A 26305-nucleotide genomic window follows, 5' to 3' on the forward strand; every position below is an offset into this window, starting at 1 on the left:
TCTTCTTTCCGAAAATGTAACCTTTATGGTGGTTTCAGAACAAAATTTATTTTCTCCATCGGTATGATTGGTCGATTTGAAACGGAATAAGAGTTCTCTTTTTTCAGGTTCTACTCTCCAAATTCTCCCGTTCATTAGTTCCTTCGATGGAGTTGTGATAGAGTTTTTCGAAAGGAACGCTGGTAAGACCGTGGACTACTGTCGAAGCTGTCACAATAAGACTTGGGATGATCCAGGCATCTTCCAAATTTGCTTTGTCTTATGCCAGTACCGCGTAATAAAGCGCGGCAACTCCAATGGGGCCAAACCATCCCATAATAAGTACACTGTAGATTTTTTTCCGGAACTGTGGCATGACCGGCATTAAGAGAAGCAGAGCCGGGAGCCTCCTAAATAAAAGGATGAGTACTACGATCCAAACTGCGGTCCACCCCATGCTAAACCAGTCCTGCCAGGGCAGTATGAGCCCCAGGATGAAGAACACCGGGACAGTGGTGAGTCTTTCCATTGTCTCCTGTATCCGTTCTTCTTTTAGATCCTCATTGGCGGTAATGTCTTTTGCAAAAGCAAAGCCGCCAACAAAAACAGCGATAATGGGGTTCATTTTGAGTAAATGAAATCCGCCAAGAAGAAGGAGCGCCACAGCTATTGAAAAAGACAGAAGAGTCTTTGTGTTCAAAAAACCGGCTTTATGTCCCTTTTTCATCAGAAACCCGCAACTAAATCCTACCGCATAGGCCAGAATTGCGCAGAGGATACTCTCGTACAGCAGGACTTCCGTGAACCACTGGCTAAGATCACCGTCACCTTCAGCGCCCAAGAGGTAGAGGGCCAAAAGAACTATAGGATAGGCAAAACCATCGTTTACTCCGGCTTCAAAGGAAAGGGTGTTTCTTACTTTTGCAGGTAAATATTTCTCTGCTTTTCTTCCGGTTACCAGCGTGGATGCGACCACCGGGTCTGTAGGGGTTACAATTGCACCCAATAGGAGACATTCAAAAATAGAAAATTTTGGAATAAGTAAATAAAAAACTCCGCTGCCCAGTAACCACATGAAGATCATTCCAAAGATCACAAGATTGGACAGGGAGGTGGCATTTTTTCTGAAGATATGGGTAGGTATTCGCAAAGCTGTTGCCATTAGAGCCATAGCTATGGTAAATTGGCAGGCTATTTCAAGCACCTGAAATTCACTGTGGGAATCAGTAGATTTAATAATATTTAGAATATCGGGACCCAGAAGAACTCCAAAAAGAAGGGCAAGCAGAGGTTCTGTGACGGAGATATTTTGGATCTTTTCGTAGAAGGCACCAGAAAGTATGGTAAGCAGACATATAAAGAATATAATGAGCATCAAGTCCATTCCTCGGAGTGTGTAAGAGTTTTCCTAAAGTTAAGCAGTTGGTGCTCCTAATTTCTTAAGAATTCTTTAAAAATTGCTTTTTCAGGCGGTTGACTCCTCCTTATGCCTTAAAGTTCCCTTAATGAAATGGCTGCTTTTGCTGCTTTCTTTTATCTTGGAAAATCCTGGTTCAGGAATACAATTTTACGTTATGGAAATCTTTTACTTATTTATCGGAGTTTTTATTTTAATGTTTACCATCTACGACTTCTTTTTTACAACATTGTCTGGAAGTGGTGCAGGTTTTATTTCAGAACACACGTCCATCTTTTCTGATAGGATTATACAAAAGTTGGTGAAAGTCTTTGGCAGAAGTATTTACAAAACCCATGGATTATTTGTCAATCTGATGGTTTTAGCTGTATGGATTCTACTCGTCTGGCTCGGTCTTTTCCTGGTGTACTCCTGGAATCCGGAAGCTATAACAAATAGTAACGGAAGACCAGCAAACTTTGTAGAAAGGTTGTACTACACCGGCTATATTCTTTCAACTTTGGGATTAGGAAATTTTAAGCCCACTTCTGAATTTTATGAGATCGTAACTGCGCTATTTTCCATTTTTGGCTTTATTTTCTTTACAAGTTCAATGACCTATTTTATATCGGTCTCGTCTGCTCTGGTCAACAAACGGACTTTGACTAAAAGTATTTTTAACTTAGGAAAGAGTCCCGGGGAAATAGCTAATAAAATTCTTTCATTGAATTCTTCCTATGCTTATCAACAGCTATTAAATTTACAGGAAATGATTGATAAACATTCTGTCAATCATCATGCTTACCCGGTGATTCACTATTATACAGAGGCGAAACCTAAGAATTGTCTCAGTTTGAACCTCACCCGCCTGGACGAGGCCCTGTCTATATTAATCGATTCTGAAGACGGGAGAGAACTGCAGCAAGAGCTGGAGCCGGTACGTTCATCGATCACCTACTTTCTTGAAAATCTTAGTGAAAATTTTTCCAGGAGTTTGCCAACGGTAGAGAATCCAGTTGATAAGAATCAACTCCCATATAGTGGAAACGTTCTAAAAGGGGAGGATTTGAAGAATAGAAGGCGTGTTTTAGAGAAGTTATTTAAAAGTGAAGATTTTACATGGAAAGATGTTCTAGGAAACGCGTAAAACAAACTGCTAAAGAGCTTCTCGTCCATTTGCATTTAAGATTTGGAACAAAAGGTTTAGCTGCCGGAATTTTTCAACATTTATACCGTCACACATTCTCAAACCTTCAGGTACTAATGGGATGCTGAAACTTAAAATTCCCTTAAGAAAATGTCACTTTTTACTGCTTTCCTGTATCTTGTGTAGCAGGCAGATATTCAGCAAATTCATCTGCAGCCAAACCAAGGGTTTTACATGCGACAACTTATACTCAAGATCCCAAAAGGAAATAAAGAGCAGGTATTTAAAACGGTAGAAGAATTTAATGGTAAGAATACAATTCTTCTTCCCAATGAGGAGCATGATGTGTTTTATGTTCACCTGCCCAATGAAAGCGTCAATAATTTTTTAAAAAAGATTGATGAAATTGAGGAGCCCGAGGTGAACTTTAATCCGCGGGGAGTCATTTCTTTATATCCCCCGGCCTCTGAAGCACCCGACCAGGTTGCCGATGTGCAACCTAAAAGTTCTCTGGAGATCTACCTTGGCGGGATTCAAAGTGTGGGTTCCATTTTTGGTCTTATAGGTTATTCTCTGGTAGCAGGAATTATTGTGTGGATAGGAATGTTCACCAGTACCGGTTATCTTCTTGTTGCAGCAATGCTGGTGGCACCTTTTGCCGGTCCAGCCATGAATGCTGCCCTGGGAACAGCTGCAGGGAAGTCAGACCTTTTAAAAAGCAGCTTGAGCAGGTACGGTTTGGCAATATTCACCGGGATCGTGGCCAGTTTTATTATGACCTTGTTTTTTCCGTTAACCACCCTCACCCCTTTAATGAATGAAATAAGCCAGGTTTCAAAGTTCGCCATTATTCTGCCTTTGGTCTCTGGTTTTGCGGGAGCAGTAAATATTTGCCAGAGTGAAAGAGATAGTCTGGTTTCAGGGGCAGCTGTAGGAATCCTGGTAGCCGCTTCTCTTGCTCCTCCCGTTGGGCTGGTAGGTGTAGGATTATATATGATGGACTGGCAGGTAGTTCTAAGTAGCATTTTCAGGATCTTATTGCAACTGCTGGGAATACATATCGCAGCCACTCTGGTATTCTATTTCTATGGAAAAATAAGCCCGAGAGGAGTTAGATTCTTAAAAGGAAATAAAGTAATGGGTCTTATTACTACAGGAATTGTAATAGTAGGGCTTGGAGCCATGATGTTTTGGCAGTTTAATCAGCCGCCGTTTCTCAGGAAGGCCAGTTTGAATACGGAACTTAATGAAGTTCTTGATGCCGAACTGGAAAAGATTCCCTTTATCCTGGTGCTAAACAATAATGTCACCTTTACAAATGAAGAATATCAAGATACTCCGGTGGCCACTTTTGCTGCAACTATAATGCTCAGGGATACGACCCTGGAGAAGGAAGAGGTAAAAGCAAGAGTGATCCAACACTTAAAAAAAAATATGGATTACGGTATTGATAACCTGTATAAGGTTTATGACATTAAAGTTGTTGAACGCTAGGAAACGTTATGGATGAAACTACTTTTTTATGGAACGGGATCCAACCCATAATCAGGATAATTATTGTGGGCTTTACCGCCTATGTTGCAATAGTGCTTATTTTGCGGATTTCTGGTAAGAGGACTCTTGCCAGTATGAGCGCCTTTGATTTCGTAATTGCAGTGACGGTTGGTGCTGTCTTTGGTCGTACCCTTACAACAAAAAATCTATCTATTTCTGAAGCTTTAACTGCTTTTGTTCTTCTGGCTGTGCTTCAGTTTATTTTTGCTTATTTAGAAGGTAAATCCAGGACTTTCAAGAGGATTTTCAACACTAATCCAACTCTTTTGTACTATAATGGGAAATTTCTTGAGAAAAACATGCACAAGGAAAGAATGGATGAGAGCAAGGTAAAAGGTGCAGCAAGAAAAGAAGGATTTGGCAGTATGGATGATGTTGCCGCGGTTATTCTGGAAATTGATGCCACTCTTTCTGTAATTGGAAAATCCCGGGAAGGAGAGGCCTCCACCTTTAAAGAACTACTGGATAAAAATGATCTTTAAAAATGTAAAAAAGCATCTTCAAGGTGCTCTAGCCTGGTGCCGGCTTTGTTCTTAATGATCGCAATGATGTCAAACCGTACTTCTACATCCAGATTGTGTTCATTGACGAAATAATCAATGGCTTTAACCAGTTGATTAATCTGTTTCTTTTTTACGAAATCCTGTGGATTTCCAAAATCGGGCGTACTGCGGGTTTTGACTTCTACAACAGCCAGGATATTGGCTTTGCGGGCGATGATATCAACTTCCGCTTTTTGGTAGATAAAATTGCGCGCCACGATTTTATAGCCTGTTGCCAGTAGATGGGCTACTGCCATTTCCTCCCCACGCTTTCCCAGTTCATTATGCTGTGCCATATCTCGAGTAGTAACCTTCCAAAAATGTCTTTTCTTTTTGCCCTTTTTGGAATCTTTTTTCGCTTTATTGCTGAAGTTTTCTGCAGTTAAGATTTAGTGTCATTCTGAAAAATAATGGCTCGTACCTTTAGGTCCAGATTAATAATATCTTCAGGATCTGCTTTTATGATTTGATCTCCATAAAAGCTCTTAGGTGGTGCATCTACCGGGGCTAAAAAAACTCTTACGTTAGAATCTTTCATTTTCCCGTCTTTCCAGTCCACTGCGCCACTGTAATCCCAGCCAAAGCCGTAGAAATCTATAGCCCCTTCATTAATTTCTACCAGGTCTTCATAACTCGTTCCTACCTCAATACCTTCCTTAGTTTTCCAACGGCCGTCATTTTCGGTATAAATCTGGTGTGGTTTATTTTTTGTCTTGTCGTCCCAAATGATAAGCAACTCATCACTGGTATTGGGGTATAAGATACTATAGGCCCGTTGTTCAGTTCCCTCTTCAAAAAGGTCAATTCCTTCAGCAATTTCTGCTTCAGGATATATCTTCTGCAGATCATTTTTGCTAATTACTTCTGCCAGGTTTTCAAGCTGGTATTTTTCCGCAGAATCGGCCGTAAGTTTTCTGCTTTTACAACCGGAGGCCAGAATTATAAGCGCAACTATTAATAATTTCTTCATTTTTACTTTTTTACTAAAATGCAGAACATTTGTCGCACCTGCATTGCCTTTTACTAAAATTTAACGTGTAATCCCCTGCACTTGCTTAACTTTACAGCCTTTAAATTGATGTATGAATTCACCGAAAAGATATACTATTACGGCTGCCCTGCCGTACACTAATGGGCCCATTCACATTGGCCATTTGGCCGGAGTTTATGTACCTGCCGACATCTACGCCCGCTTCATGAGAATGCAGGGGCGGGAGGTGGCTTTTGTGTGTGGGAGTGACGAACACGGAGTGCCTATCACTATAAAAGCAAAAAAAGAAGGGGTTTCTCCACAAGATGTGGTGGATAAGTACCACAAGATCATCAAAGAGAGCTTTGAAGACTTCGGAATTTCTTTTGATAATTATTCAAGAACTTCTGCGGAAGTGCATCATAAAACAGCTTCAGAATTTTTTAAAAAGCTTTACGACGCCGGAAAGTTTACTGAAGAAACGACGCAACAGCTCTATGATGAGAAAGCTGAACAATTTCTTGCGGACCGTTTTGTAGTTGGTACCTGTCCAAAATGTGGTTATGAAGAAAGTTATGGGGACCAATGTGAAAAATGCGGAACAAGCCATAATGCTACAGATCTTATTAATCCGAAGTCGGCAATCACCGGTTCCAAGCCTGTGCTAAAGGAAACCAGGCACTGGTTTCTACCTTTGGATCAATATGAGAGTTGGCTTAATGAATGGATCCTTGAGGGGCATAAAAAAGACTGGAAATCCAATGTTTACGGACAGGTGAAATCCTGGATCGATGATGGGTTAAGGCCTCGTGCGGTAACTCGTGACCTGGATTGGGGAATTCCTGTGCCGGTGGAAGGCGGCGAAGGGAAAGTGCTGTATGTATGGTTTGATGCGCCCATTGGTTACATTTCTTCCACTAAGGAATGGGCGGAGAAGACCGGAAAAGACTGGGAGCCTTTCTGGAAGAATGAGGATACCAAACTGGTACACTTTATAGGTAAAGATAATATTGTTTTTCACTGCGTTATTTTCCCTGCAATGCTTAAGGCTGAAGGAAGTTATGTTCTTCCGGAAAATGTCCCCGCAAACGAATTTTTAAATCTTGAAGGCAACAAACTTTCAACCTCCAAGAACTGGGCGGTGTGGCTGCATGAATATCTGGAGGAATTTCCCGGGCAGCAGGATGTGTTGAGGTACGCTTTAACTGCCAATGCGCCCGAAACAAAAGACAACGACTTTACCTGGAAAGACTTCCAGGCGCGGAATAATAATGAGCTTGTTGCGATCTTCGGAAATTTCATCAACAGGGTAGTGGTGCTTACCAATAAATATTACGACGGAATAGTTCCCGAACCGGGAGAATTTTCTGAAGTGGATGAACAAACTCTTGCAGAATTGAAAGCATATCCGGCTGTAATCGCGAGTTCTATCGAACGCTACAGGTTTAGGGAAGCTCAGGGAGAATTGATGAACGTGGCCCGCCTCGGAAATAAATATCTGGCCGATGAAGAGCCGTGGAAACTGATAAAGACCGATGAGGAAAGAGTAAAGACTATTATGTATGTGGCGCTGCAAATAGCTTCGGCACTAGCCAGCCTCAGCGAACCTTTCCTTCCATATACTGCTGAAAAGCTGAAGAGAATGCTGGACTACGGAAAAGCTTCTTCGGAAGCAACAGCAGTGGCATTTGAAGGTGACAGCGGAGAGAATGAATGGGAGCAAATTAATAAAGAATCTTCACTTGTACCTGAGGGACATCAAATAGGAAAAGGCGAACTGTTATTTTCCAAAGTAGAAGACGAACAAATTCAGAAGCAATTGGACAAACTTGAAGCCACAAAAGCAGCAAACATTGCCGATAATAAGAAAGCCGAACCACAGAAGGAAATTGCCACTTTTGAAGACTTTTCAAAAATGGACCTGCGGGTAGGAACTATAGTTGAAGCTGGAAAAATGCCAAAGGCAAACAAGCTGCTCGTGCTAAAAGTGGATACTGGTCTTGACGTTCGCACCATAGTCTCAGGAATTGCCGAAAGCTTTAAACCCGAAGATATCATTGGGAAAAAAGTTACAGTTTTGGTAAACCTGGCACCGCGAAAACTCCGAGGTGTGGAAAGTGAAGGCATGATCCTAATGACGGAAAATGCTGATGGTAAGCTGGTGTTCCTCAATCCCGATGAAGATGGGGTAAAGAATGGGACGGTGATTTCGTAGTAAGGTGTTCACAACTGAGCCTCTCCTGAGTGGCAGTCGAATAAAAATCTTACACTACGATGTCTCCCCGAGCGGAGTCGAGGGGTCTCTTTTGAAGATTGCTTTTATTGTTTACCAAAAGAAATCTTGATTGAGCCTCTCCCGACAGAATTACAGCGGCAGTCGAAATACTCTACTGAAAGTACGAATGTCTCCCCGAGCGAAGTCGAGGGGTCTCTTATGTTGACGGAACAGAATTTGAAACAATGAAATTGTACTATGTGTATATCTTGGAATGTTCTGATAAGTTACTCTACACAGGAATAACAAACGATATTACCCGGAGATTGGAAGAGCATAATGCCGGAGTGAATAGAAATAGCTTTACCTTTAAAAGGAGACCGGTAGAAGTAATTTTTCACCAGGAGTTCAATGATGTAAGCCAGGCAATCTGGTTTGAAAAGAGGATTAAAAAATGGAGTGTTCAAAAGAAAAGAGCTTTAGCAAATGAAGATGAAAAGCTTCTGAAACTATTGGCGGAATGCAGAAACAAAAGTCATTCCCGGAATAAAAAGAGTAATACTTAAAATGGGGTCTCAACTCAGCCTGTCCTGAGAGGTAGACGAAAATTCGGACCTGACGACATGTGTCTCCCCGAGCGGAGTAGAGGGGTTGCTCTTGTAAAATGAATCAGAATTTTAAACATATAGGTCTCGACTCCGCTCGACCTGACAATTGCATGCTCAAAATAGCCTTCCATCCCATTTACGTCTTGCCCTTGCCACAAGGTCACCGTTTCCCGATGGAAAAATATGAGCTGGTGCCACAGCAATTATTGCACGAAGGTACTTGTACCAAAGAAAATTTCTTTGAACCTGAATTCCCCGATGAGGCCGACATTCTTGCCGTTCATAACTCAACATATGTGGAGTCGTTGAAGAATCAGACATTGAGTTACAGGGAAGCGAGGAAGATAGGCCTGCCTTTGTCGAAGAAATTGGTGGAACGGGAATTTATTATCACTTCCGGAACAATAATGGCGGCAGAGTATGCCTTACAGCATGGAGTTGCAATGAACATTGCCGGCGGCACACACCACGCTTACACAAATCAGGGAGAGGGATTTTGCATGTTTAACGATCAGGCGGTGGCGGGGAAATGGCTGCAGCGGAACAAACTGGCAGAAAAGATTCTCATCGTAGATCTGGATGTGCATCAGGGAAACGGCACGGCAGAAATTTTTCAGAATGATGCTTCAGTTTTCACCTTTTCCATGCACGGCAGGAACAATTACCCATTTAAAAAGGAGAAAAGCGACCTGGATATTGACCTGGAAAACGGTACGGGTGACGAGGAATATTTAAAAATCCTGAAGGAAACTTTGCCGCGGCTTATCAAAGAGCAAAATCCCGACTTTATTTTTTACCTGAGTGGTGTGGATATCCTTGCTACCGATAAACTGGGGAAACTTGGCTGTACCGAAACCGGTTGTAAGGAGAGGGATCGATATGTACTGCAAACCTGCCATGATTTGAAGATTCCGGTGGAGGTAAGCATGGGTGGTGGCTATTCTCCTCACATCAAAAATATTGTAGAAGCTCACGCCAACACCTTTCGGCTGGCGCAGGAGATTTATTTTTAAATTTTAAGTTGCAGAGGAATAGAAAAAACCTTTCTGTTTTATTCGGTTAATTTCTTTAAGAGCGGTATTTTTAAGCTGCTTAGAGTAAGATCAGTTTAATGTTTTAATAATTCTCTTATGAAGTCCCCGATCGTCCGATGTTTTTGTTTATTGTTATTTTTATGGAGTTTTTCAGCTTGTGCTCAATTTGAAACTCAGAATGACGGTTCAGCTGAAATAAGGCTAAACCAAATAGGTTTCTATCCGGAAGGGCCAAAGCTTGCAATTGTTGCCAATCCTGATGCTACAAATTTCCGGGTGCTCTCGACAAATGGTACCGAAGTATTCTCAGGAGAATTAAGTGAGGCTAAAGAATGGCCGCATAGCTTTGAACAAGTGAAGCAAGCCGATTTTTCTGCTCTTAATACGCCCGGGTCTTATGTTTTGTCTGTACCGGAAGTTGGCTTCAGCTATCCTTTTGAAATAAATGAGAAGGTGCATTCTGAACCCGCAAAGGCCAGTCTAAAAGCATTTTACTTTCAGCGGGCTTCTACCTCACTTCCTGAAGAATTTGCCGGAAGATGGGCCCGTGATGCAGGTCATCCGGATACTGAAGTGAAAATCCACAACTCCGCTGCTACTGCAGAACGTCCTGCGGGATCCACTATAGCAAGCCCGGGTGGCTGGTATGATGCAGGTGACTATGGAAAGTACATCGTGAACAGCGGAATTTCCATGGGAACGCTGTTTTCTCTTTATGAAGATTATCCGAAGTATTTCGACACCTTAGATCTAAACATCCCGGAAAGCCGGAATAGCATTCTCGATCTTCTCGATGAATCTCTGTATAACTTACGTTGGATGATGACGATGCAGGATGAAGATGGTGGGGTTTACCATAAATTGACCAGCGCCGATTTTCATGGTGCTGTTATGCCAAAAGATGCCACTTTTCAACGTTGGGTGGTTCAGAAGGGTACGACAGCTACGCTGGATTTTGCTGCAGTAACGGCACAAGCCTCAAGAATTTATAAAGAGTTTGAGGATGAATTTCCCGGGCTTTCCGATTCTTTATTGGTGATGAGCAAAAAAGCTTATAACTGGGCCAAAGAGAATCCGGAGGTGAGATATGACCAGGACGCTTTAAAAGAGCCCGCCATCAATACTGGGGCTTATGGAGATCGCAATTTTGAAGATGAGTTTCAATGGGCGGCAACAGAATTATTTATTACTACTGGAGAGGAAAGTTATTACCGGGATGCAGAAATTGAAAACTCTTTAGCACCGGGTGATAAATTCCAGGTTCCATCCTGGCCCACGGTAAATACCCTGGCACTGTATTCGTTACTAAGAAATCGGGAAAAATATCAGAATAGTGGTTTGGTTGACATAAAAGCAGTTACTCAGCAAGTAATAAAAATGGCCGATGAGTTAGTGGAATATTCCCGGAATTCTGCTTATGCTACCCCGATGGGAATTAGCGAAAGAAATTTCTCGTGGGGCAGCAATTCTGTAGCTGCCAATCAGGGAATTTTACTTCTGAATGCTTATGCCGTAACCAAAGATGAAAAATATCTAAATGGGGCAATTGATAACCTGGATTATTTGCTGGGGCGGAATGCCACAGGTTACTCCTTCCTCACTGGTTTTGGGGAAAAATCTACCAGGGATCCGCATCACCGGCCTTCTGAAGCAGATGAAATAGATGATCCGGTACCGGGCTTATTGGCCGGAGGACCAAATCCGGGGCAACAGGATAAAGCCAATTGCGACGAATTTTACACCAGAACACATCAGCATCCGGCTACTTCATATATTGATGAACGATGTAGTTACGCCAGCAATGAAATAGCAATTAACTGGAATGCACCCTTTGCTTATTTGGCCAATGCAATAGAAGCTTTGAAATAATCGAATTTCTTCACTTCAATAGTTCTCAAGAAGCATTTAATTTCTGTCAAACATACTGTGGAGCATCAAAAAAAATAGTTTTACACCATAGATATAAAACAACAAGCGCAGGGGGTTCCTGCGCTTGTTGTTCAAAAAAGGTATTTTAGTCACCTATTTATCCGGCAGCACCAATTCCCTGCACACTACCTCGGTAACATATTTCCTGTTTCCGTTCTTGTCCTCATAGCTTCGGCTATTCAATTTTCCACCAATTTCTATTTCCCTGCCTTTTGGAACCTGTTGCTCCACCATCTCGGCTATTTTACCCCATGCTACGATATTGTGCCATTGAGTATCGGTTACTTTTTCTCCCTTGTGGTTGGTATAGGTTTCTCTGGTAGCGATAGAGAATTTTGCCAGTTTCTTTCCGGTGCTTAGGATCAGGATCTCTGGAGCTTTCCCCACGTTGCCCGATAGCTGCACATTGTTTTTCAGAGTGTTCATAATAGTATGAATTATCGTTAGAAGATCATTATTTTCCGAGAAGCAGTACCTCATTGCAAACTACTTCGGTGATATATTTTTTGATGCCATCTTTATCCTCATAACTGCGGCTGGTTAATTTTCCTTCCACGCCTATCTCCTTACCTTTAGGCACATAATTCTCAATAAGTTCTGCAGTTTTACCCCATGCTACAACATTGTGCCATTGTGTATCGGTAATTTTTTCTCCCTTATTGTTTTTATAGGTTTCATTTGTTGCGATGGAGAATTTGGCAAGTTTTTTACCCGATTCCATAGTTAAGATCTCTGGAGCGTTACCTACATGTCCAATTAGCTGTACTTTGTTTCTTAATGTATTCATGACTCGAAAATTTAGTTTCGCTGAAAATCATTAGTTCATTTCAACGAGACAAACCTACCACCGGCTTGAGGTGATAATCGGTTGATACTGATTTGTTTTCGTTTACATCCGTTTGTAAGTGTTTGTACACGAATAATCGCTGCACCTGATTTTTTCGTATTATTACAGAAGAACTAATTTTTTGCCATATGAAAAAGCTGCTATTTCTTATGTTCTCCCTGGTTTTCCTTACCGGATGCCAGAACAGCTCAAAACAAGAAGAAGAAGAAAAATCTGATGAAGATCCCTTTTTCGGAACTTCCTTTAAAGACTACCGGGAAATTGTGGTTTTAGAAAATTATGAAAAAGTAAAGGACACCTCTTTTAGCATTGGTGTCTCAGAGGGAGATTATGGGCTAATGGAACTGATGAAAAACGGCAATCATATCATTCTTTTCTATAAAATTGCCGAAAGGGACAGTGTCGTTACAAATGAATTGACTTACCGGGTAATCGATACAATACAAATTCAAAATCTTCAGAAAAATGAACATATCACTATTGGATATTGCACTCATGAGGATTACTCTGACGGGGAAATAATAGCTGTAATCGGGGAAACAGACAGTCTCTATACAACAAATATAATCGAGGCCTGGAGGGCAAATCCTGATACTGAAAAGATCGAAGAACTCAAAAACATTGAAGGAATTAAATGTCTGAATGAATTATTAGAGAGGGAAAATGCCACTATTCCTATTGAAGAAATCTCATGAACCAAAGAGCCTTCTGGAAATTTTATCGTGACTTCAATCTTTTCAACCTGGTGTTTTCAATAATTTCAGGGATATATTTCGGCTTGTTTAGCGGGTTACTTGTTTTCCTTTCTTTCGGAATGTTTATTGGCTATCTTGGCTACAATTATTTCAGGAAGAGCGAGTATTATCTTTACTATAACCTGGGTTTCACCCGGAAATTTCTAATTAAGAAGGTATGGATCTGCAATCTGATCTTTACAGTTCCGGTTCTGCTTGTTCTTTTCCTCTTCCTATGAGTCTGCTTGAGGTAAAAGAGGTTAATAAAACCTTCGGAAAAAGGCAAATTTTAAATAAAATTTCCTTCAGTTGTAAAACGGGAGAGATAATTGGCCTTTTTGGAAGAAATGGTTCGGGCAAATCTTCTTTGCTAAAAGGAGTAATGGGAACTTTAAAAATGGATTCAGGAGAAGTTTTTATTGACGGGATGAAGATCAAAACATCCGAAATTATTCCGCAGCAAATAATAGGATTTATACCGCAGGATACTTTTCTTCCGAAGGAAATGAAAGTGAGGGATATCATCCCGCTCATGTTTCCAAAAGGAGAGGAGCAGGATAGGATATTTTATTCTGACGGAGTTTCAGCATTCGAAAATCAAAAAACAGGTAAGCTTTCTGCCGGGCAGTTGAAATACCTGGAGCTGTTATTACTGGCCCACCTTTCGCATGCTTTTCTGTTTCTGGATGAACCTTTTTCCATGGTGGAGCCGCAGTATATTGAAAAAATTAAGGAGCTGCTAATTTCCTTGAAATCTACTAAAGGTATTGTGGTTACAGACCATTACTACCGTGATGTGCTTCAAGTCGCTACCCGCAGTTTTGTTCTTAAAAAGGGAAATTTGTTTAAGGTGGAGAATGAGGAGGACCTGGCAACCCATAAATATTTAAAAGTACGAAATCAATGAAACCCGCTTCAGCTAAAGAAATAAGAGACGAATTAAAACACCAGGACCGGGAGCAACTTTTACAGATCGTGCTTCGTCTCTCCCGATTCAAAAAGGAAAATAAGGAGCTGCTTACTTATCTTTTGTTTGATGCTATTGATGAAGAAGAGTATAAGCAGAAGGTGAAAACGGAAATGGATAGCGAATTTGCTTCGATGAACCGCAATAATTTCTACTACACAAAAAAGAGCATGCGCAAGCTGCTCAAAAATGTCAAAAAGTACAGTAGGTATTCCGGGAAAAAGGAAACCGAAGTAGAGCTACTCATTTATTTCCTTCAGAAAATGAATGATTTTAAACCTTCAATTCACCGCAACAAGAACCTGAAGAACCTTTACGACAGGCAACTGGAGCTGGTGAAGAAAAACCTGGAGAAGCTGCATGAAGACCTGCAGTACGATCTAAACCTGGAGCTGGAGAAACTGAATTAATATTGAGAATAAAATATTGAGTATTGAAAGGAAATTATTCTGATCATTGTTTACTCATAATTGTTAAATGAATTATGGATTTTCCAAACCTTAAAACAGTTCGTCTAAACCTGCGACAGATCACAGAAGCCGATCTGCAAAACATCTATAGCGGACTCTCCAATCCCGATGTCATCAAGCACTACGGAGTAAATTACAGTAGCCTGGATGAGACCTGGGAACAGCTGGAGTGGTATGCAGAGCTTGAAAGAACACATTCGGGAATCTGGTGGGCGATCATTTCAGCTGTAGACAAAGAATTTTGTGGCGCCATAGGTTATAATAACCTTAGCCGCGAACATAAAAAAGCAGAACTCGGTTTCTGGTTGCTTCCGAAGTTCTGGGGCAGGGGATATGTGCAGGAAGCAATGGAGGTGGTGCTCGATTATGCTTTCCAAAAGCTGCATCTTCACCGGATAGAAGCATTTGTGGAGACAGAGAATGTAAGCAGTCAAAAGGCTCTTCAAAAACAGCATTTTCGGCAGGAAGGGATTCTGAGAGATTCAGAGATTAAGAATGAGAGGTTTATAAGTGTGGCGATCTATGCAAGAATAAATTGAGCCAAGAGCCAAGACTCAAGACTTCTTAAATCTGATAATTTTAATAATATTGTCATTCAAAGCGCAGCTTTTGCGGAGCGAAGAATCTGTCGCTTCTAAAGAGATTCCTCCTTCGTCGGAATGACAAATTCAAAATGCCAATTGAAATGAAAATTTTGAGGAGTGAAAAATTTCACACACAGAGCTTACTGGTTCAAAAAACACGAAGAAATTGAGGAAGAAATGACAAACGACATGGCAGAGAAATGGAACTGAAGGATCAGGTTGGAGTATAGAGAACAAACTTCAGCATCCGTGGCTAAAGCATTCTATTTTCTAATCCCGGACTAACCAATTAACCACTTTCAGGAAATTTATTAACTTTAATAACATGGATAAAAGCTGTATTGAATGTGGAGAAAAGATCGTGGGAAGAACCGATAAGAAGTTCTGTACCGACTACTGCCGCAATTCTTACAACAACAATCTCAACAAGGACAGTAAAAACATGGTTCGCAATGTAAATAATCAATTGCGCAAAAATTACCGGATACTTGAGGAGTTAAATCCCGATGGAAAGATCAAACTTCCTAAATCAAGACTCTCTGCAAAGGGTTTCAATTTTGATTATTTTACCAGTATTTACAGAACCAAAACAGGGAATACTTATTATTTCGTATATGATCAAGGCTACCTGCCATTGGAGGGGGAGTTTTATGCACTTGTAAAAAGGATATAAAAAGAAAACCTCTCAGGTTTGGAATCCCAAAAAGCTTTAGTTTTATATTGAACAGGATTCTAAGCGGAAAAATTCCAGTTTTGCCCTTTAAGATTAAGAGCGGCTCGCAATACATCGCTCTGGCTTAACTGTCCCACAAGTTTCCCATTCTTAACAATGGGGAACCGCCTGAACTTATTTTCAATGAATATTTTTGCCGCATCCAGAACATTCATATCAGCGTCAATGGTCATGACATTACAGGTCATGCGTTTTTCCACAAGATTGTCATCCATCGGCATGTTGTAATAACGACTGTCTGATATATGCTTCATACAATCTCCTTCAGAGATTACTCCAAGGAGTTTTTCATTTTCATCTACAACACAACCTCCCGAGATCTTGTGCTTAATTAAAAGATCCATGACCTCAAAAATAGTCTGCTCTTTTCTGAAGGTCACGAGGTCTGTGGACATAAAATCTGAGACACAAACAGGTTCACTTGCAGCTTTTTCCGGTTCGGCACGTCTTCCTTGAAAACTCTTTATTCCCATAGCACAAGTATTTAATTATTAAATCTTAAAGTATAAAATTTAAACATTAATTTGAAGTGTATTGGCAATATTTTAAGATTTCCGGGAGAGTTATAAATTCTTGAATTGCTTTTAGATATATTTGACCTATGTCAAAACAAGTACAGGCAGGAGTTGCCCTTTTAGTAATTATTTCAGGTATTATTTGGAGTTTTTCCGGCACACGTCCACCGGCAGATATGAATAGGGAAGTGCCGGCAAATCAATTTTCTACTGCCCGGGCTATTGAACATGTGAAGGCCCTGGCACAGGAACCTCATTATGTTGGTAGTGCGGCCCATTCGAAGGCTCGTAATTACATTGTGAATGAACTCGAGAAGCTAAATCTCCTGGTAGAGATGCAGGAAGGATATTCCCTAAATAAATCAGGGACTTTGGTTCGCCCGCAGAATATCCTGGCGCGTATACAGGGTACGGGAGACGGTCCGGCTGTGCTCCTTATGTCTCATTATGACAGCGCGATGCACTCTTCCCCTGGGGCCAGTGATGCTGCCAGTGGAGTGGCAACCATTCTTGAAGGTGTTCGTGCTTATCTTGCTTCAGGAGAAGTACCTGAAAATGATATCATCCTTCTCTTTACCGATGCCGAAGAGCTGGGCCTTAATGGAGCCGATCTTTTTACAGAAGAACATCCCTGGGCAAAAGACGTGGGGCTGGCACTTAATTTTGAGTCCCGGGGCAGCGGAGGGAATTCTTTTATGCTGCTGGAAACCAACAGCGGGAACCGGGCGCTTATAGAGCATTTTTCAAAAGCCGGAGTGGAATTCCCTGTAACAAATTCTTTGGCTTACAGTGTGTATAAGATGCTGCCCAATGACACCGATCTCACTGTACTGCGGGAGCAGGGAAACATAAACGGATTCAATTTTGCTTTTATAGACGATCATTTCGATTATCATACTGCAACAGATACTCCCGAAAATCTGGACCTGCGTACCCTCGCTCATCAGGGAAGTTACCTAATGCCTTTGTTGGCCTACTCTGCTTCAACGCCTTTGACCAATCTTTCTTCGGAAAAAGAGATGTTATTCTTTGATATGCCCGGTTTTAACCTGGTAAAATATCCCTACAGCTGGATAATTCCTTTATTGCTTCTGTCGTTTATTTTGCTGCTTGGAATCATCATATTCGGTATGCTTAAGAGGAAACTGGAAGTAAAACAAATGCTGAAGGGATTCCTGCCTTTACTGCTGTCACTTTTTCTGGTCGGGATTATAGGTTATTTTTTCTGGGAATTGGCCCTCTGGTTCTATCCCCAATACCGGGAAATGGAACACGGCTTTACCTATAACGGGTACTGGTATATCGGGGCGGTAATTTTTCTTTCTCTTACAATTTGTTTTTATATCTATCATAAATTCAGAAAACCGAAGAATTCTGATCAGCTGTTGGTCGCTCCTCTCATTTTATGGTGGATCATAAGTGCACTGGCGGCAGCGTATCTAAAAGGGGCAGCGTATTTCATTATTCCGGTGTTGTTTGGAATTCTTCAACTGTTTATCCTTATTCTTGATCCTAAATGGAAGTTACCGATTGTGGCATTTTTAAGTCTGCCGGCTATTTTTATACTTATGCCTTTTATAGTCTCCTTTCCGGTGGCGTTGGGACTGGGGATGCTGGTGCTTTCGGCGATCCTGGTGAATTTGTTGTTTGTGCTGCTGTGGCCGGTTTTTGGAGCTTTCAGGAATAATCAGTTATTCGGATTTTTAAGTTTCCTGGTATTTTTTGTCTTGTTTGTGATCGCCCATTTTAAATCAGATTTTACTGAGGATCGCCCCCGGCCAAATAGTTTGGTGTACCTGGCCGATAAAGATAAAAATATAGCTACCTGGAATACTTACGAAGACGTACTGGATGAATATACCGCACCATATTTTGATGATGCAGTAGAGGCTCAGGAGAAACACTGGTTTGGCAGCAAGAACGGCAGCAACTTCAGCAAAACAGCGGTGGCACCAAAAATTTTGCTTCCCGAGCCGTATGTATCTGTTGAAAAAGCAGCTGTTGAGCCAGAAGGCCTGGACGTGTATAGTGTTAAGATAGCACCAAACCGCGACATTAACAGGATAGAACTTTTTGCAGACAGAGAAATTGATTTTGAATCCTTTCAAGCTAACGGTAAGGAAGCAGGAGATCTACAACCCGGTCGCAGTGAACTTCATGTGCATAAAAATCGCTGGAGGGATCGCTTGTTGTCTTATTATGCAGTGAGTAGGGATACTTTAAGACTGGAACTGAGAGTGAAGGAAGGAACCGAACCCGAAATTACTCTTTTAGAAGCCTCTTATGACCTGCACGAGAATCCGCAGTTACAGGTTGCTCCACGATCTAATGCAATGATCCCAAGACCTTTTGTGCTGAATGATGCCATTGTGGTGAAAAAGACGTTTAAACTGGAATAGAAAAAGACAGAAGAATCAAGAACCAGGAATCAGGACAGCGTCAAATGAATATTGAGATTTTGTACTTGTAATTTTACTTTATAGACATTATACATTTTAAAAACATATCCATATTAGGAACCGGTTGGCTTGGTTTGCCGCTGGCCAAAATGCTGCTTGCTGAAGGTCTTTCGGTTAAAGGCTCCACAACCTCCGCAGATAAGCTGCCGATTTTTAGAGATGCCGGAATAAAGGGATATCAGCTGAAGGTTACTGCGGAAGGAATTGAGGGAGATATCAAGGATTTCCTGACTTTGACTGACGTGCTGATAGTTGATTTCCCTCCCGGATTGCGGAGAGATCCAAAAAAGGATTATTCAGGTGCCGTAGAAAATCTGGCTGAAGCTATAGAAACTTCAGGTGTCAAAAAGGTCATTTTTGTCTCTTCAATTTCAGTATATGAAGAAACGGAAAGCTTTACCATCTATACCGAAGATACTGCTCCAAATTCGACTTCGGCTTCAGGGAAGGAGATCATTTCCGCTGAGAGAATAATGCTTGAAAATCCTCTTTTTGACACCACAATAATTCGTTTCGGCGGACTTATAGGTGCCGGGAGGCATCCTGTGAAATACCTGGCCGGCAGAAGCGGAATAACAAACCCATTGGCCCCTGTAAATCTTATTCATTTGAAGGATTGCCTGCAGGTGGTAAAAAAGCTGCTCGAAAATGACATTTTTGGAGAGGAATATAATGCTGTTTTCCCACTGAATCCGTCAAGGGAGAAGTATTACAGCGAAAAAGCAAGGGAAGCGGGACTTGAAATCCCTCAATTTGATCATTCTGAACCTTCTATCGGGAAAGTAATTTCAGCTTCAAAAGTGATGCGGGAGTTGGGAGTAGGGCTTAAGGAAGGAATTTAGAAAGAGCCAGGATCGCTGCGCTCCAAGAACCAAGAGCCAGGACCTTTTATATGAATTTTGGAATTTGGAGTTTTTTTGGTGCTGTTGATCTTAATAACTTTTGAAACTTTATGAGTGTCTTCACCTTCCTGTTTATTTAGATTTGGAGTTTTGAAAAACATCGGAAAGATCTATGAGTGCATTCGTGATTAGTAAAAGGTTAGACGAAAATTATAAATTTACCTTCGCCTCCAGGAAAGGGAAAACCATTTTCACCAGCATTGCCTGCAAGCAAAAATCAGATTGTGAGATCATCATAGAGACTATTCAGAATGACCTAGAATCTTTCACCTTCAGAAAAGCCAGAACCGGTTCGGGAAAATATTTTTTCAGGATCACCCGCGGCGGATTTGTCCTTGCCACCAGCCGCAAATTCTCTACAGAACTTATGCTCCAAAAAGGTATTGATCAATTCCTCAAATACGTTCCGGAAGCTGAGACGCTGGACTTTTCAATTAGCGACGATGTTTTTGCTGAAGTGGAAGAAGAGGAATAGATCAAAACAATTGACAGAAACACAAATGCTTAGTGTTTTAAACCTTGTTCTTTTCCAGATTTGGAACTTCGTGGCTTAAACTTACTGAGAGAAAGTTCAAACTCTCAGCACTCCTCTAAAACCTCTTGCGGCGTAATAGGATTGTGCGCCGTTGTGATAAATAAAAACCCTGCCAAACCGGAAATCTCCAAAAATGGCACCGCCGAGGTCTCTTATTTCCTTGGGAGTTTTTAACCAGCTGGAGGTTTTAGTATCAAATTCTCCCAGTTGCTGCATTTGTTTATATTCTTCTTCGGTTAGCGGTCCGATTCCCATTTCGGCAGCAAAATCGACGGCGTTGTTTTTAGGTTTATTTGCTTTACGGGAGTCGAGGGCTTCCCGATCATAACAAAAGCTTCTACGACCTTCCGGACTTTCAGCAGCACAGTCAAAAAAGAGAAATTCAGCGGTCTTTTTATCAAAATCCACTACATCGGGTTCGCCTCCGGTATCTTCCATTTGTTGAAGCGACCAAAGCTTTGCGGGATGAGCTTTTAGCTTTTCTTCTATCCTGGCCCATTCAAGATTTTTATGGCGGGAAGGATTTTTCTCAAATCTTGTTTTTAGGGTGCTGAGGAGAACTTCTTGCTGCTCCTTTGAAAGTTTTCTATTTGTTTCCATTACCAAAAAGCATTAAACTCTCTTTCAAAAATAGTAAAATGCTAAATATGAGAGGTAGTGTCAAATTCTTTCAATGTTTTTTCAAGTTGGTTGAGATGTATTCCGTACAAACTATTTGACCAGGCTACAGTTACGAAATATATTAAAATTGCCAGAATTATATACCCTACTATACAGATGATCAACATCACGGTAGACATATTCAATAGGATAAAGTTTGTAAATATTTCTTCGTCCACCTGATCAATACCCAGTATAAAAGTTATTATGGAGAAAGGCAATAAAAGACTTCCTGCAATTATCGCTGTTTTATAAACCTCTAAAGTCAGTTTAAGATCATTGATAAAAGTTAATACTGTTTCTTTACTGTTTTGGTTCATATTGCCGGTCTTCCTTAGAAACCAAGCCATTTTTGCTAGATATCCCAATGTAATAAGGCTGGTAATGAACATTAAAATGTAATAAATAGCTTCAGGTAACCGGTACATTTCCACAAAACTTGGAGCTGCAAAAAACACGGCAATGCATATCAATTGCGTGATGATTTCACCAATCATGCTTTTCCTTACTTTTTGTATAGGTAGTTTGCTCATTTCTATATCATTTATTCTATTTGGAATAGGAATGTTATCCATATTTTCGGAGTCCATTTTGGATTTTATATTGTCAAAATTCATATCCTTGTGCTTTTATAATTTCTTGTAATTTTATTTTTGTTCGGTTTATTTTTACTCTTACGTTTACTTCAGAAAGACCCAGGTTTTCAGCAATTTCTTTTCCGGAGAGACCTTCCATAAATTGAAATATCAAAGCTTTTTCGACTTTGTTTAATTCTTTTACAGCCTTGTAGAAATGCACAAGCTGCAAATCTTTATCGGTATTGTATGCATCGAGTGCTACCGGTTCAATTTTTATGGGGCCAAAATTATCGGGTTTCCTTTTCTCCTTTTTAAAAAATATTATGGCGGTATTTAAAGCAACCCTGTACATCCATGAAGAAAATTGGCTCTTCCCTTTAAATGAGTCTAAGGATTTCCATAATTGCAGAACAATTTCCTGAAACAGATCTTGCTGGTCTTCAAGATTATCAAAGTACATTCGGGACACTTTGTAGAGTATCCCTTTATGCTGATTAATAAGAGTTAAAAATTCTTGTTCAGATAATTTCATCAACAGAATTTCTAATTATATACAGGGGTGACTGTATATCCTCTTTCTTTTAAGAGATTTATAATTCCATAATCCTCTGTTAAATGAGCAGCGCCAACCGCGAATAGATTGCTTCTTTCACTCATCATCACCGGCATTTTTTCGACCCAATTCTTATTTCTGTTTATTTGCATAACCAGGGTTGAATTCTCATCCATGTAATCATCTTTTGTAAGCAAACCTACCGCTTCAGAAATATCTTCATTATTATAAGCGGCTATTGCCCTGGTGAAATCTTTTTTATAAGATTCAAATTGCATCATCTGTTTAAAAGCAAACTCCGCAGGAAAAGCCTTTTCCATCATCTCCATTTGTTGTGAAGCTTTTTCCAGGCTATAGATTGGTTTTTGGCTTTTAGTTGCTAATGATGCAAGTTCAATCTCATGATATTTCAATTGAGAACATGGTAACATTTTAGAAATTAATATGGAGTTCAAAATAGAAAGACCGTAAGCATCATAGGCGCTTAAGGGCATTTCGGTGATTTTTTTTACAAGTTTATCCAACTCATTATATTGTTCTTGTGATAATTCTTCGGAAATTTTTGTTGCATTGGTCATTGCTTCCTGTATTGCCTGCATTTCGGTGGGATCGGATAAATTTATTTCCAGTACTAATGCATCAACATTTTGAAGCGCCTGATTTACTTTTTCAGGAATTTTAAAGTCTTCCTCACACATTAAATGTAAAGTTCCCAGGATATAAGAAGGTTTTTCAAGTTCTTTGTGCTCAACTTTCCATAAAACAGAATTTTCCAGCTCTGTTTTTTCCTGAGCATTTGAAAAACTAAAGATTAAGGCAAATACTACAACCGCGGCAAATAATTTAAAATGTTTCATTTTTATATTTTTTAGAATTCTCACAGTAAGTATGTGAACCTAAAATATGTTACAAACAATAAAACAATTACGCAGGTAACCAGGAGCGGGTATTATCGAGATAATATTATATATAAAGTGTGAATCCATTTTCTGGTGGCGTACCCGGCGCTTCAGGTGCTAAAACATTTCAAATTATTACTGGCTTTACGGGAAGCGAAAAAAAAGTTCAAACTAAAGAAGAGGCTTCAAAAATGCCATTTTTGATAGTTCGTTTCTAAAGAATGATTTATTGAAATTCACTTTTTGGAACGTGTATAATCTCAATTCCACTTTTTTCCATGAGTACACTGGCATTAAAATCGGTGCATATTCCTGGTTGCAGTTCATAATTAAAAATCATGGAATCATCTTTTATCTCGCTGTTAAAACTATAATTTGTAACTAAGCTTTCGTCCCCGGAGAGTTTCGCAAGGTCAATATCATGTGTTGCGATAATTCCTGACGTTTTGAGCTTACTTACCTGATTAATAAAAGAAAAACCTCCTCTATGTCTATCTTCTGAATTTGTTCCTTTAAACATTTCATCCAAAAGGAAAAACACGTTGTTATTACTCTTTATCAGTTTCAGCATTTTTTCTATTCTACTTAATTCTGCATAAAAAGACGAGATACCTCTCTTTAAATTATCTTCTGTTCGCATACTTGAAAATAGCTTGAGGTTGGAGATCTCAGCATCTTTCGAACAGCAGGGTGCTCCGGCTAATCCTAAAACGATGTTGACACCTACAGCCCTTAAAAAGGTGCTTTTTCCTGCCATGTTAGAACCGGTAACCATAACTACATCACCCTGTCCCTGTGAGTGAAAATTATTGCTTATCCGTGTATCAGAAATTATCAAGGGGTGCCCCAAAGACTCAAAATGTACGGAGTTGTTCTTTTCTGTTATTTCCGGAAATGTATATAATGGGTTCGAATAGCAAAAACCAGCAAAACTATTTATTACCTCGAATTCACTAACTACTTCTGCCCATAATTTTAAATACGCTTTGTTTTTTGATCTCCATTTTTCTGTATCAATAATCAAATGAATATCAAGTAGCAGGAAAAGGTTTAAAAAAGGATAAAATTGGTTTCCTCCTATGGGTGCTTTTTTTATAGGTCTTTGCTGAGAAAATTCCAGTAAACTACACAGTCTTTTTATCTCTTTAAATGCTGAATATTTGCCATGTATTAAGATGGATTGTAAATCGCGCAATTTTTTTGACTTGAAACTTTCACTTTCAATTTTATTAATAAGGGTGCGGTAGCCTTCTAAAGTTTGATAATTCTTCGTTGAAACTTCGGCGATATTCTCCGCCAGGGGATTTAATTTTCTTAAAATGATAAAATTAATAAGCAAAACCAAAATCATGAGGGACAAATAAATCATCGCCTTGGGTGAATCCAGGTTAGCATAAAAAAAATACGAGCTCAGCAGAAATAGAACCGGAAGGAGTATTGCAGCTGCTTTAAATATTCGTCGGTATTTTAGTAAAGCGACCGGTGCTTTGAGCCAATCCAGCAATTTGTTGTAATCACTTTTTTTGTTTTGAAAGTGCAGGCCTGATGCCTGAAAATCCTGCCTCCAACCCAATTTTTGGGATAATTCCTTTATGGCTTCTTGCCTGTCATGTATTTCACTGTTGGGTGCAGGTTGAGACAACCATTTTGACAGAAATATCATCCCGGATTCTGTGGTTGTTCTATTGACTAACTGAAAAACAGAATGTTGTCCAAAAATATCCAGATCAGATGTGTATGGGTGATTTTGATCAATAAACTTATGTCCGGTATCAAATTCTTCCAGAGTACATTTTTCTCTTAGAATTTCAGCTTCATTTATACTTTTCAGGAATGCTGTGTGCTTTTTTAGATATGCTATATTACTGTGATAATTAATTGCAGCACCAAAACATACTATTGAAAGTGGGAAAACAATATAAACGGGAGTGATTAAATCGACACTAAATAGGTATATAAGAACGATCCCTGAAATGACAAATATAAATAACCTGAGGAATGAGAAGCGCTTTAATGCCTTACTTAGTTTAAGTAATTGGGCATCATACTTTTTTATATTATCTCTGTAAATTTTCATTTTTTTAAACTTAGAATATTCCCCTGACTATTCGAACACCTTCATAATTAATCTAATGCATGATTAATATTTCTTTAAAAATTATGCCGGCCGTCCAATAAATTGTCTGCGTTCACTGAAGCTTCAGCGGAGTTGGAAGGACCACAAACGCTTCTCACGAACTCGGCCCCTGTAGGTGTCGGCTTTTGATTTGAGGAAGGTTTAAGCATCTTAAGTTTGATTTCTTAACTTTTACTAACTAATCAGAAAGAACAAAAGAGAGGAGTAAGGTTATGTTAAGCATAGGAATATTAAATCCGTAAACATTGAAAACCCCCTCTCTTTTCTACTTCAATTTCGTTCAGTTCTATGAGACTTTGATCTCGTTTTTAAGATGTTGAAAGCAAAGTAGGCGTCCTTTCCAAATCAAGTATCTATGAATAAATGTAACCAAATTTATGGAGTAGACATCAGTAAGAATGTATTTGATGTTGTGGACTCTAAAGGAAATCATTCTCAGTTCAAGAATGATGCTAAGGGATTCAAAGCTTTTCAGAAAGCACTTCCTGGTGATGCCTTAGTTGTAATGGAGGCTACAGGGTATTATCACTACCGGCTGGCTCAATTCCTTTATGAACAAGGTGTAATGGTCTCCGTTGTAAATCCGCTGTCAGTTAAGAGATTTATTCAAATGAAATTATCTAAGGTAAAAACAGATAAATCTGATGCTAAAGCTATCTGTGAATATGCCACGGTAAATGAGGTTCCATTATATACTGCAAGAGACAAGAACCAGGCAGAATGCCTACAGCTCCTGCGCCTGATCGATACTTACTTAAAACAAAGCACAGCTATCAAGAATAAGCTGCATGGAGAGAAAACCCTGGGAAAACCATCTAAAACAGTATATCATTCTTTAAACCGCTCTCTAAAAGCCGTGCAGAAAGAAATCCAGATCCTAGAGGACCGCCTATTGGAGATCGTTAAAGAAGAACAACAGAAACAGTTAACTCTACTTAAAAGCATTCCGGGTTTAGGCAAAAAAACTGCTATTATGTTAATCGTTTTGACTGATGGTTTTTCCAACTTTGAAAACGCCAGCCAACTCTGTAGCTACACCGGAATTACTCCTACACTACGCCAATCAGGAAGCAGCGTGAGGGGTCGAAGCCGAATAACCAAAATAGGCAATACAAAGCTCAGAAACCTTTTGTTTATGTGCAGTTTTTCAGCTAGTAAACACAACAAAGCCTGCAGGGAGATCTATGAAAGAATTATAGCAAAAGGGAAAAGTAAAAAACTGGCTCTAATCGCTGTATGTAATAAATTACTCAAGCAGGCATTTGCAATTGCAAAATCAGGTTTGCCTTACCAGGAAAATTTTGTTTCGAAATTAGCTTAGAGAACCTTGTTTTTTAACTCAGTTCTTTGTTTTTATA

The 26305-nt window shown here is 39.9% G+C and carries 29 protein-coding genes; 17 read left to right on the forward strand and 12 right to left on the reverse strand.

The features are described from left to right. Positions 1 to 103: 103 nt before the first annotated feature. Both H148_RS18600 and H148_RS17555 read right to left on the reverse strand, forming a co-directional pair. The gene (locus H148_RS18600; RefSeq protein WP_156877232.1) at positions 104 to 247 is read right to left on the reverse strand and encodes a hypothetical protein; all 144 of its coding nucleotides are present in this window, start codon (positions 245 to 247) and stop codon (positions 104 to 106) included. Between the two features lie 12 nt (positions 248 to 259). Next, positions 260 to 1354 (reverse strand): cation:proton antiporter domain-containing protein, encoded by a 1095-nt coding sequence (locus H148_RS17555; RefSeq protein WP_051286325.1) that lies wholly within the window; start codon positions 1352 to 1354, stop codon positions 260 to 262. A gap of 199 nt (positions 1355 to 1553) precedes the next feature. On the opposite strand from H148_RS17555, the gene H148_RS0108925 reads away from it, so the two are divergent. From H148_RS0108925 to H148_RS0108935, 3 genes are all read left to right on the forward strand, one after another. After that, on the forward strand, positions 1554 to 2522 hold the full coding sequence (locus H148_RS0108925) for a potassium channel family protein (protein WP_169578557.1): 969 nt from the start codon (positions 1554 to 1556) through the stop codon (positions 2520 to 2522). A 234-nt stretch (positions 2523 to 2756) separates the two neighbouring features. Next, on the forward strand, positions 2757 to 4016 hold the full coding sequence (locus H148_RS0108930; protein ID WP_029034499.1) for a DUF389 domain-containing protein: 1260 nt from the start codon (positions 2757 to 2759) through the stop codon (positions 4014 to 4016). An 8-nt stretch (positions 4017 to 4024) separates the two neighbouring features. Further along, positions 4025 to 4558 carry a DUF421 domain-containing protein gene (locus tag H148_RS0108935; RefSeq protein WP_029034500.1) on the forward strand — a complete coding sequence of 178 codons (534 nt, stop codon included), beginning with the start codon at positions 4025 to 4027 and terminating at the stop codon, positions 4556 to 4558. Here H148_RS0108935 and H148_RS0108940 read toward each other — a convergent pair. After that, positions 4555 to 4914: a YraN family protein gene (locus H148_RS0108940; protein ID WP_029034501.1), complete on the reverse strand. Its 360-nt coding sequence runs from the start codon at positions 4912 to 4914 to the stop codon at positions 4555 to 4557. The genes H148_RS0108935 and H148_RS0108940 overlap by 4 nt on opposite strands. 86 nt (positions 4915 to 5000) lie before the next feature. Continuing rightward, on the reverse strand, positions 5001 to 5588 hold the full coding sequence (locus H148_RS0108945) for a hypothetical protein (RefSeq protein ID WP_029034502.1): 588 nt from the start codon (positions 5586 to 5588) through the stop codon (positions 5001 to 5003). A gap of 112 nt (positions 5589 to 5700) precedes the next feature. Here H148_RS0108945 and metG point away from each other — a divergent pair, with 112 nt between their 5' ends. From metG to H148_RS0108965, 4 genes are all read left to right on the forward strand, one after another. Next, positions 5701 to 7803 carry a methionine--tRNA ligase gene (gene metG / locus H148_RS0108950; protein WP_029034503.1) on the forward strand — a complete coding sequence of 701 codons (2103 nt, stop codon included), beginning with the start codon at positions 5701 to 5703 and terminating at the stop codon, positions 7801 to 7803. A 245-nt stretch (positions 7804 to 8048) separates the two neighbouring features. Beyond that, positions 8049 to 8369: a GIY-YIG nuclease family protein gene (locus tag H148_RS0108955; RefSeq protein ID WP_029034504.1), complete on the forward strand. Its 321-nt coding sequence runs from the start codon at positions 8049 to 8051 to the stop codon at positions 8367 to 8369. Between the two features lie 152 nt (positions 8370 to 8521). Further along, positions 8522 to 9424: a histone deacetylase family protein gene (locus H148_RS0108960; RefSeq protein WP_029034505.1), complete on the forward strand. Its 903-nt coding sequence runs from the start codon at positions 8522 to 8524 to the stop codon at positions 9422 to 9424. Positions 9425 to 9541: 117 nt separating this feature from the next. Beyond that, a complete protein-coding gene (locus tag H148_RS0108965) occupies positions 9542 to 11314 on the forward strand; it encodes a glycoside hydrolase family 9 protein (RefSeq protein ID WP_029034506.1) in 1773 nt (590 codons plus the stop codon). A gap of 153 nt (positions 11315 to 11467) precedes the next feature. Here the strand turns inward: H148_RS0108965 and H148_RS17560 are convergent, their stop codons facing one another. After that, on the reverse strand, positions 11468 to 11800 hold the full coding sequence (locus H148_RS17560; RefSeq protein WP_037324883.1) for a single-stranded DNA-binding protein: 333 nt from the start codon (positions 11798 to 11800) through the stop codon (positions 11468 to 11470). Positions 11801 to 11828: 28 nt separating this feature from the next. Further along, complete coding sequence (locus tag H148_RS0108975) at positions 11829 to 12161, reverse strand: single-stranded DNA-binding protein (RefSeq protein WP_029034507.1); 333 nt, start codon at positions 12159 to 12161, stop codon at positions 11829 to 11831. 188 nt (positions 12162 to 12349) lie between these two features. Between H148_RS0108975 and H148_RS0108980 the strand changes: the two genes are divergently transcribed. The 5 genes from H148_RS0108980 to H148_RS0109010 all read left to right on the forward strand — a co-directional run bounded on the left by H148_RS0108980 (position 12350) and on the right by H148_RS0109010 (position 15649). Next, positions 12350 to 12916: a hypothetical protein gene (locus H148_RS0108980; protein WP_029034508.1), complete on the forward strand. Its 567-nt coding sequence runs from the start codon at positions 12350 to 12352 to the stop codon at positions 12914 to 12916. A 217-nt stretch (positions 12917 to 13133) separates the two neighbouring features. Next, positions 13134 to 13862, forward strand: coding sequence for an ATP-binding cassette domain-containing protein (locus H148_RS0108990; protein ID WP_245583405.1), 729 nt, complete (start codon positions 13134 to 13136; stop codon positions 13860 to 13862). Further along, on the forward strand, positions 13859 to 14332 hold the full coding sequence (locus tag H148_RS0108995) for a hypothetical protein (protein ID WP_029034511.1): 474 nt from the start codon (positions 13859 to 13861) through the stop codon (positions 14330 to 14332). Before H148_RS0108990 ends, H148_RS0108995 begins: the two co-directional genes overlap by 4 nt. Positions 14333 to 14406: 74 nt before the next feature. Beyond that, complete coding sequence (locus H148_RS0109000) at positions 14407 to 14931, forward strand: GNAT family N-acetyltransferase (protein WP_029034512.1); 525 nt, start codon at positions 14407 to 14409, stop codon at positions 14929 to 14931. A gap of 370 nt (positions 14932 to 15301) precedes the next feature. Continuing rightward, positions 15302 to 15649, forward strand: a complete 348-nt coding sequence (locus tag H148_RS0109010; protein WP_029034513.1) for a hypothetical protein — start codon at positions 15302 to 15304, stop codon at positions 15647 to 15649. Between the two features lie 59 nt (positions 15650 to 15708). On the opposite strand, the gene H148_RS0109015 is transcribed toward H148_RS0109010, so the two are convergent. Continuing rightward, positions 15709 to 16182: a CBS domain-containing protein gene (locus tag H148_RS0109015; RefSeq protein ID WP_029034514.1), complete on the reverse strand. Its 474-nt coding sequence runs from the start codon at positions 16180 to 16182 to the stop codon at positions 15709 to 15711. Between the two features lie 128 nt (positions 16183 to 16310). On the opposite strand from H148_RS0109015, the gene H148_RS0109020 reads away from it, so the two are divergent. The 3 genes from H148_RS0109020 (at position 16311) to H148_RS0109035 (ending at position 20060) form a co-directional block, all read left to right on the forward strand. Then, the gene (locus H148_RS0109020; RefSeq protein ID WP_029034515.1) at positions 16311 to 18623 is read left to right on the forward strand and encodes a M20/M25/M40 family metallo-hydrolase; all 2313 of its coding nucleotides are present in this window, start codon (positions 16311 to 16313) and stop codon (positions 18621 to 18623) included. Between the two features lie 110 nt (positions 18624 to 18733). Next, complete coding sequence (locus H148_RS0109025; protein ID WP_281169113.1) at positions 18734 to 19525, forward strand: NAD(P)H-binding protein; 792 nt, start codon at positions 18734 to 18736, stop codon at positions 19523 to 19525. 172 nt (positions 19526 to 19697) lie between these two features. Then, on the forward strand, positions 19698 to 20060 hold the full coding sequence (locus tag H148_RS0109035; protein WP_029034517.1) for a hypothetical protein: 363 nt from the start codon (positions 19698 to 19700) through the stop codon (positions 20058 to 20060). Positions 20061 to 20156: 96 nt separating this feature from the next. Here the strand turns inward: H148_RS0109035 and H148_RS0109040 are convergent, their stop codons facing one another. From H148_RS0109040 to H148_RS0109055, 4 genes are read right to left on the reverse strand one after another with little or no spacing between them, the layout of a single operon-like run. Further along, positions 20157 to 20720, reverse strand: coding sequence for a DUF4256 domain-containing protein (locus H148_RS0109040; protein ID WP_029034518.1), 564 nt, complete (start codon positions 20718 to 20720; stop codon positions 20157 to 20159). A 41-nt stretch (positions 20721 to 20761) separates the two neighbouring features. Further along, positions 20762 to 21370 (reverse strand): hypothetical protein, encoded by a 609-nt coding sequence (locus H148_RS0109045; RefSeq protein ID WP_156877233.1) that lies wholly within the window; start codon positions 21368 to 21370, stop codon positions 20762 to 20764. 16 nt (positions 21371 to 21386) lie between these two features. Beyond that, complete coding sequence (locus H148_RS0109050) at positions 21387 to 21890, reverse strand: RNA polymerase sigma factor (protein ID WP_029034520.1); 504 nt, start codon at positions 21888 to 21890, stop codon at positions 21387 to 21389. A gap of 11 nt (positions 21891 to 21901) precedes the next feature. Continuing rightward, positions 21902 to 22768, reverse strand: a complete 867-nt coding sequence (locus H148_RS0109055; RefSeq protein WP_156877234.1) for a TraB/GumN family protein — start codon at positions 22766 to 22768, stop codon at positions 21902 to 21904. Between the two features lie 119 nt (positions 22769 to 22887). Between H148_RS0109055 and H148_RS18605 the strand changes: the two genes are divergently transcribed. Continuing rightward, positions 22888 to 23028, forward strand: coding sequence for a hypothetical protein (locus H148_RS18605; RefSeq protein ID WP_156877235.1), 141 nt, complete (start codon positions 22888 to 22890; stop codon positions 23026 to 23028). 8 nt (positions 23029 to 23036) lie between these two features. On the opposite strand, the gene H148_RS0109060 is transcribed toward H148_RS18605, so the two are convergent. Continuing rightward, complete coding sequence (locus H148_RS0109060) at positions 23037 to 24887, reverse strand: MutS-related protein (protein WP_029034522.1); 1851 nt, start codon at positions 24885 to 24887, stop codon at positions 23037 to 23039. A 415-nt stretch (positions 24888 to 25302) separates the two neighbouring features. Here H148_RS0109060 and H148_RS0109065 point away from each other — a divergent pair, with 415 nt between their 5' ends. Continuing rightward, positions 25303 to 26268 carry an IS110 family RNA-guided transposase gene (locus H148_RS0109065; RefSeq protein ID WP_029034523.1) on the forward strand — a complete coding sequence of 322 codons (966 nt, stop codon included), beginning with the start codon at positions 25303 to 25305 and terminating at the stop codon, positions 26266 to 26268. Positions 26269 to 26305: the final 37 nt, after the last annotated feature.

Source organism: Salinimicrobium terrae DSM 17865, assembly GCF_000424665.1.
GTDB classification, from domain to species: Bacteria; Bacteroidota; Bacteroidia; order Flavobacteriales; family Flavobacteriaceae; genus Salinimicrobium; species Salinimicrobium terrae.

What these genes read in the sequence shown, in the direction of transcription:
- H148_RS17555 (WP_051286325.1), bottom strand. Translation starts at nt 1,354, where the DNA reads ATGCTCATTATATTCTTTATATGTCTGCTTACCATACTTTCTGGTGCC.
- H148_RS0108925 (WP_169578557.1), top strand. Translation starts at nt 1,554, where the DNA reads ATGGAAATCTTTTACTTATTTATCGGAGTTTTTATTTTAATGTTTACC.
- H148_RS0108930 (WP_029034499.1), top strand. Translation starts at nt 2,757, where the DNA reads ATGCGACAACTTATACTCAAGATCCCAAAAGGAAATAAAGAGCAGGTA.
- H148_RS0108935 (WP_029034500.1), top strand. Translation starts at nt 4,025, where the DNA reads ATGGATGAAACTACTTTTTTATGGAACGGGATCCAACCCATAATCAGG.
- H148_RS0108940 (WP_029034501.1), bottom strand. Translation starts at nt 4,914, where the DNA reads ATGGCACAGCATAATGAACTGGGAAAGCGTGGGGAGGAAATGGCAGTA.
- H148_RS0108945 (WP_029034502.1), bottom strand. Translation starts at nt 5,588, where the DNA reads ATGAAGAAATTATTAATAGTTGCGCTTATAATTCTGGCCTCCGGTTGT.
- metG (WP_029034503.1), top strand. Translation starts at nt 5,701, where the DNA reads ATGAATTCACCGAAAAGATATACTATTACGGCTGCCCTGCCGTACACT.
- H148_RS0108955 (WP_029034504.1), top strand. Translation starts at nt 8,049, where the DNA reads ATGAAATTGTACTATGTGTATATCTTGGAATGTTCTGATAAGTTACTC.
- H148_RS0108960 (WP_029034505.1), top strand. Translation starts at nt 8,522, where the DNA reads ATGCTCAAAATAGCCTTCCATCCCATTTACGTCTTGCCCTTGCCACAA.
- H148_RS0108965 (WP_029034506.1), top strand. Translation starts at nt 9,542, where the DNA reads ATGAAGTCCCCGATCGTCCGATGTTTTTGTTTATTGTTATTTTTATGG.
- H148_RS17560 (WP_037324883.1), bottom strand. Translation starts at nt 11,800, where the DNA reads ATGAACACTCTGAAAAACAATGTGCAGCTATCGGGCAACGTGGGGAAA.
- H148_RS0108975 (WP_029034507.1), bottom strand. Translation starts at nt 12,161, where the DNA reads ATGAATACATTAAGAAACAAAGTACAGCTAATTGGACATGTAGGTAAC.
- H148_RS0108980 (WP_029034508.1), top strand. Translation starts at nt 12,350, where the DNA reads ATGAAAAAGCTGCTATTTCTTATGTTCTCCCTGGTTTTCCTTACCGGA.
- H148_RS0108990 (WP_245583405.1), top strand. Translation starts at nt 13,134, where the DNA reads ATGGATCTGCAATCTGATCTTTACAGTTCCGGTTCTGCTTGTTCTTTT.
- H148_RS0108995 (WP_029034511.1), top strand. Translation starts at nt 13,859, where the DNA reads ATGAAACCCGCTTCAGCTAAAGAAATAAGAGACGAATTAAAACACCAG.
- H148_RS0109000 (WP_029034512.1), top strand. Translation starts at nt 14,407, where the DNA reads ATGGATTTTCCAAACCTTAAAACAGTTCGTCTAAACCTGCGACAGATC.
- H148_RS0109010 (WP_029034513.1), top strand. Translation starts at nt 15,302, where the DNA reads ATGGATAAAAGCTGTATTGAATGTGGAGAAAAGATCGTGGGAAGAACC.
- H148_RS0109015 (WP_029034514.1), bottom strand. Translation starts at nt 16,182, where the DNA reads ATGGGAATAAAGAGTTTTCAAGGAAGACGTGCCGAACCGGAAAAAGCT.
- H148_RS0109020 (WP_029034515.1), top strand. Translation starts at nt 16,311, where the DNA reads ATGTCAAAACAAGTACAGGCAGGAGTTGCCCTTTTAGTAATTATTTCA.
- H148_RS0109035 (WP_029034517.1), top strand. Translation starts at nt 19,698, where the DNA reads ATGAGTGCATTCGTGATTAGTAAAAGGTTAGACGAAAATTATAAATTT.
- H148_RS0109040 (WP_029034518.1), bottom strand. Translation starts at nt 20,720, where the DNA reads ATGGAAACAAATAGAAAACTTTCAAAGGAGCAGCAAGAAGTTCTCCTC.
- H148_RS0109045 (WP_156877233.1), bottom strand. Translation starts at nt 21,370, where the DNA reads ATGGACTCCGAAAATATGGATAACATTCCTATTCCAAATAGAATAAAT.
- H148_RS0109050 (WP_029034520.1), bottom strand. Translation starts at nt 21,890, where the DNA reads ATGAAATTATCTGAACAAGAATTTTTAACTCTTATTAATCAGCATAAA.
- H148_RS0109055 (WP_156877234.1), bottom strand. Translation starts at nt 22,768, where the DNA reads ATGAAACATTTTAAATTATTTGCCGCGGTTGTAGTATTTGCCTTAATC.
- H148_RS0109060 (WP_029034522.1), bottom strand. Translation starts at nt 24,887, where the DNA reads ATGAAAATTTACAGAGATAATATAAAAAAGTATGATGCCCAATTACTT.
- H148_RS0109065 (WP_029034523.1), top strand. Translation starts at nt 25,303, where the DNA reads ATGAATAAATGTAACCAAATTTATGGAGTAGACATCAGTAAGAATGTA.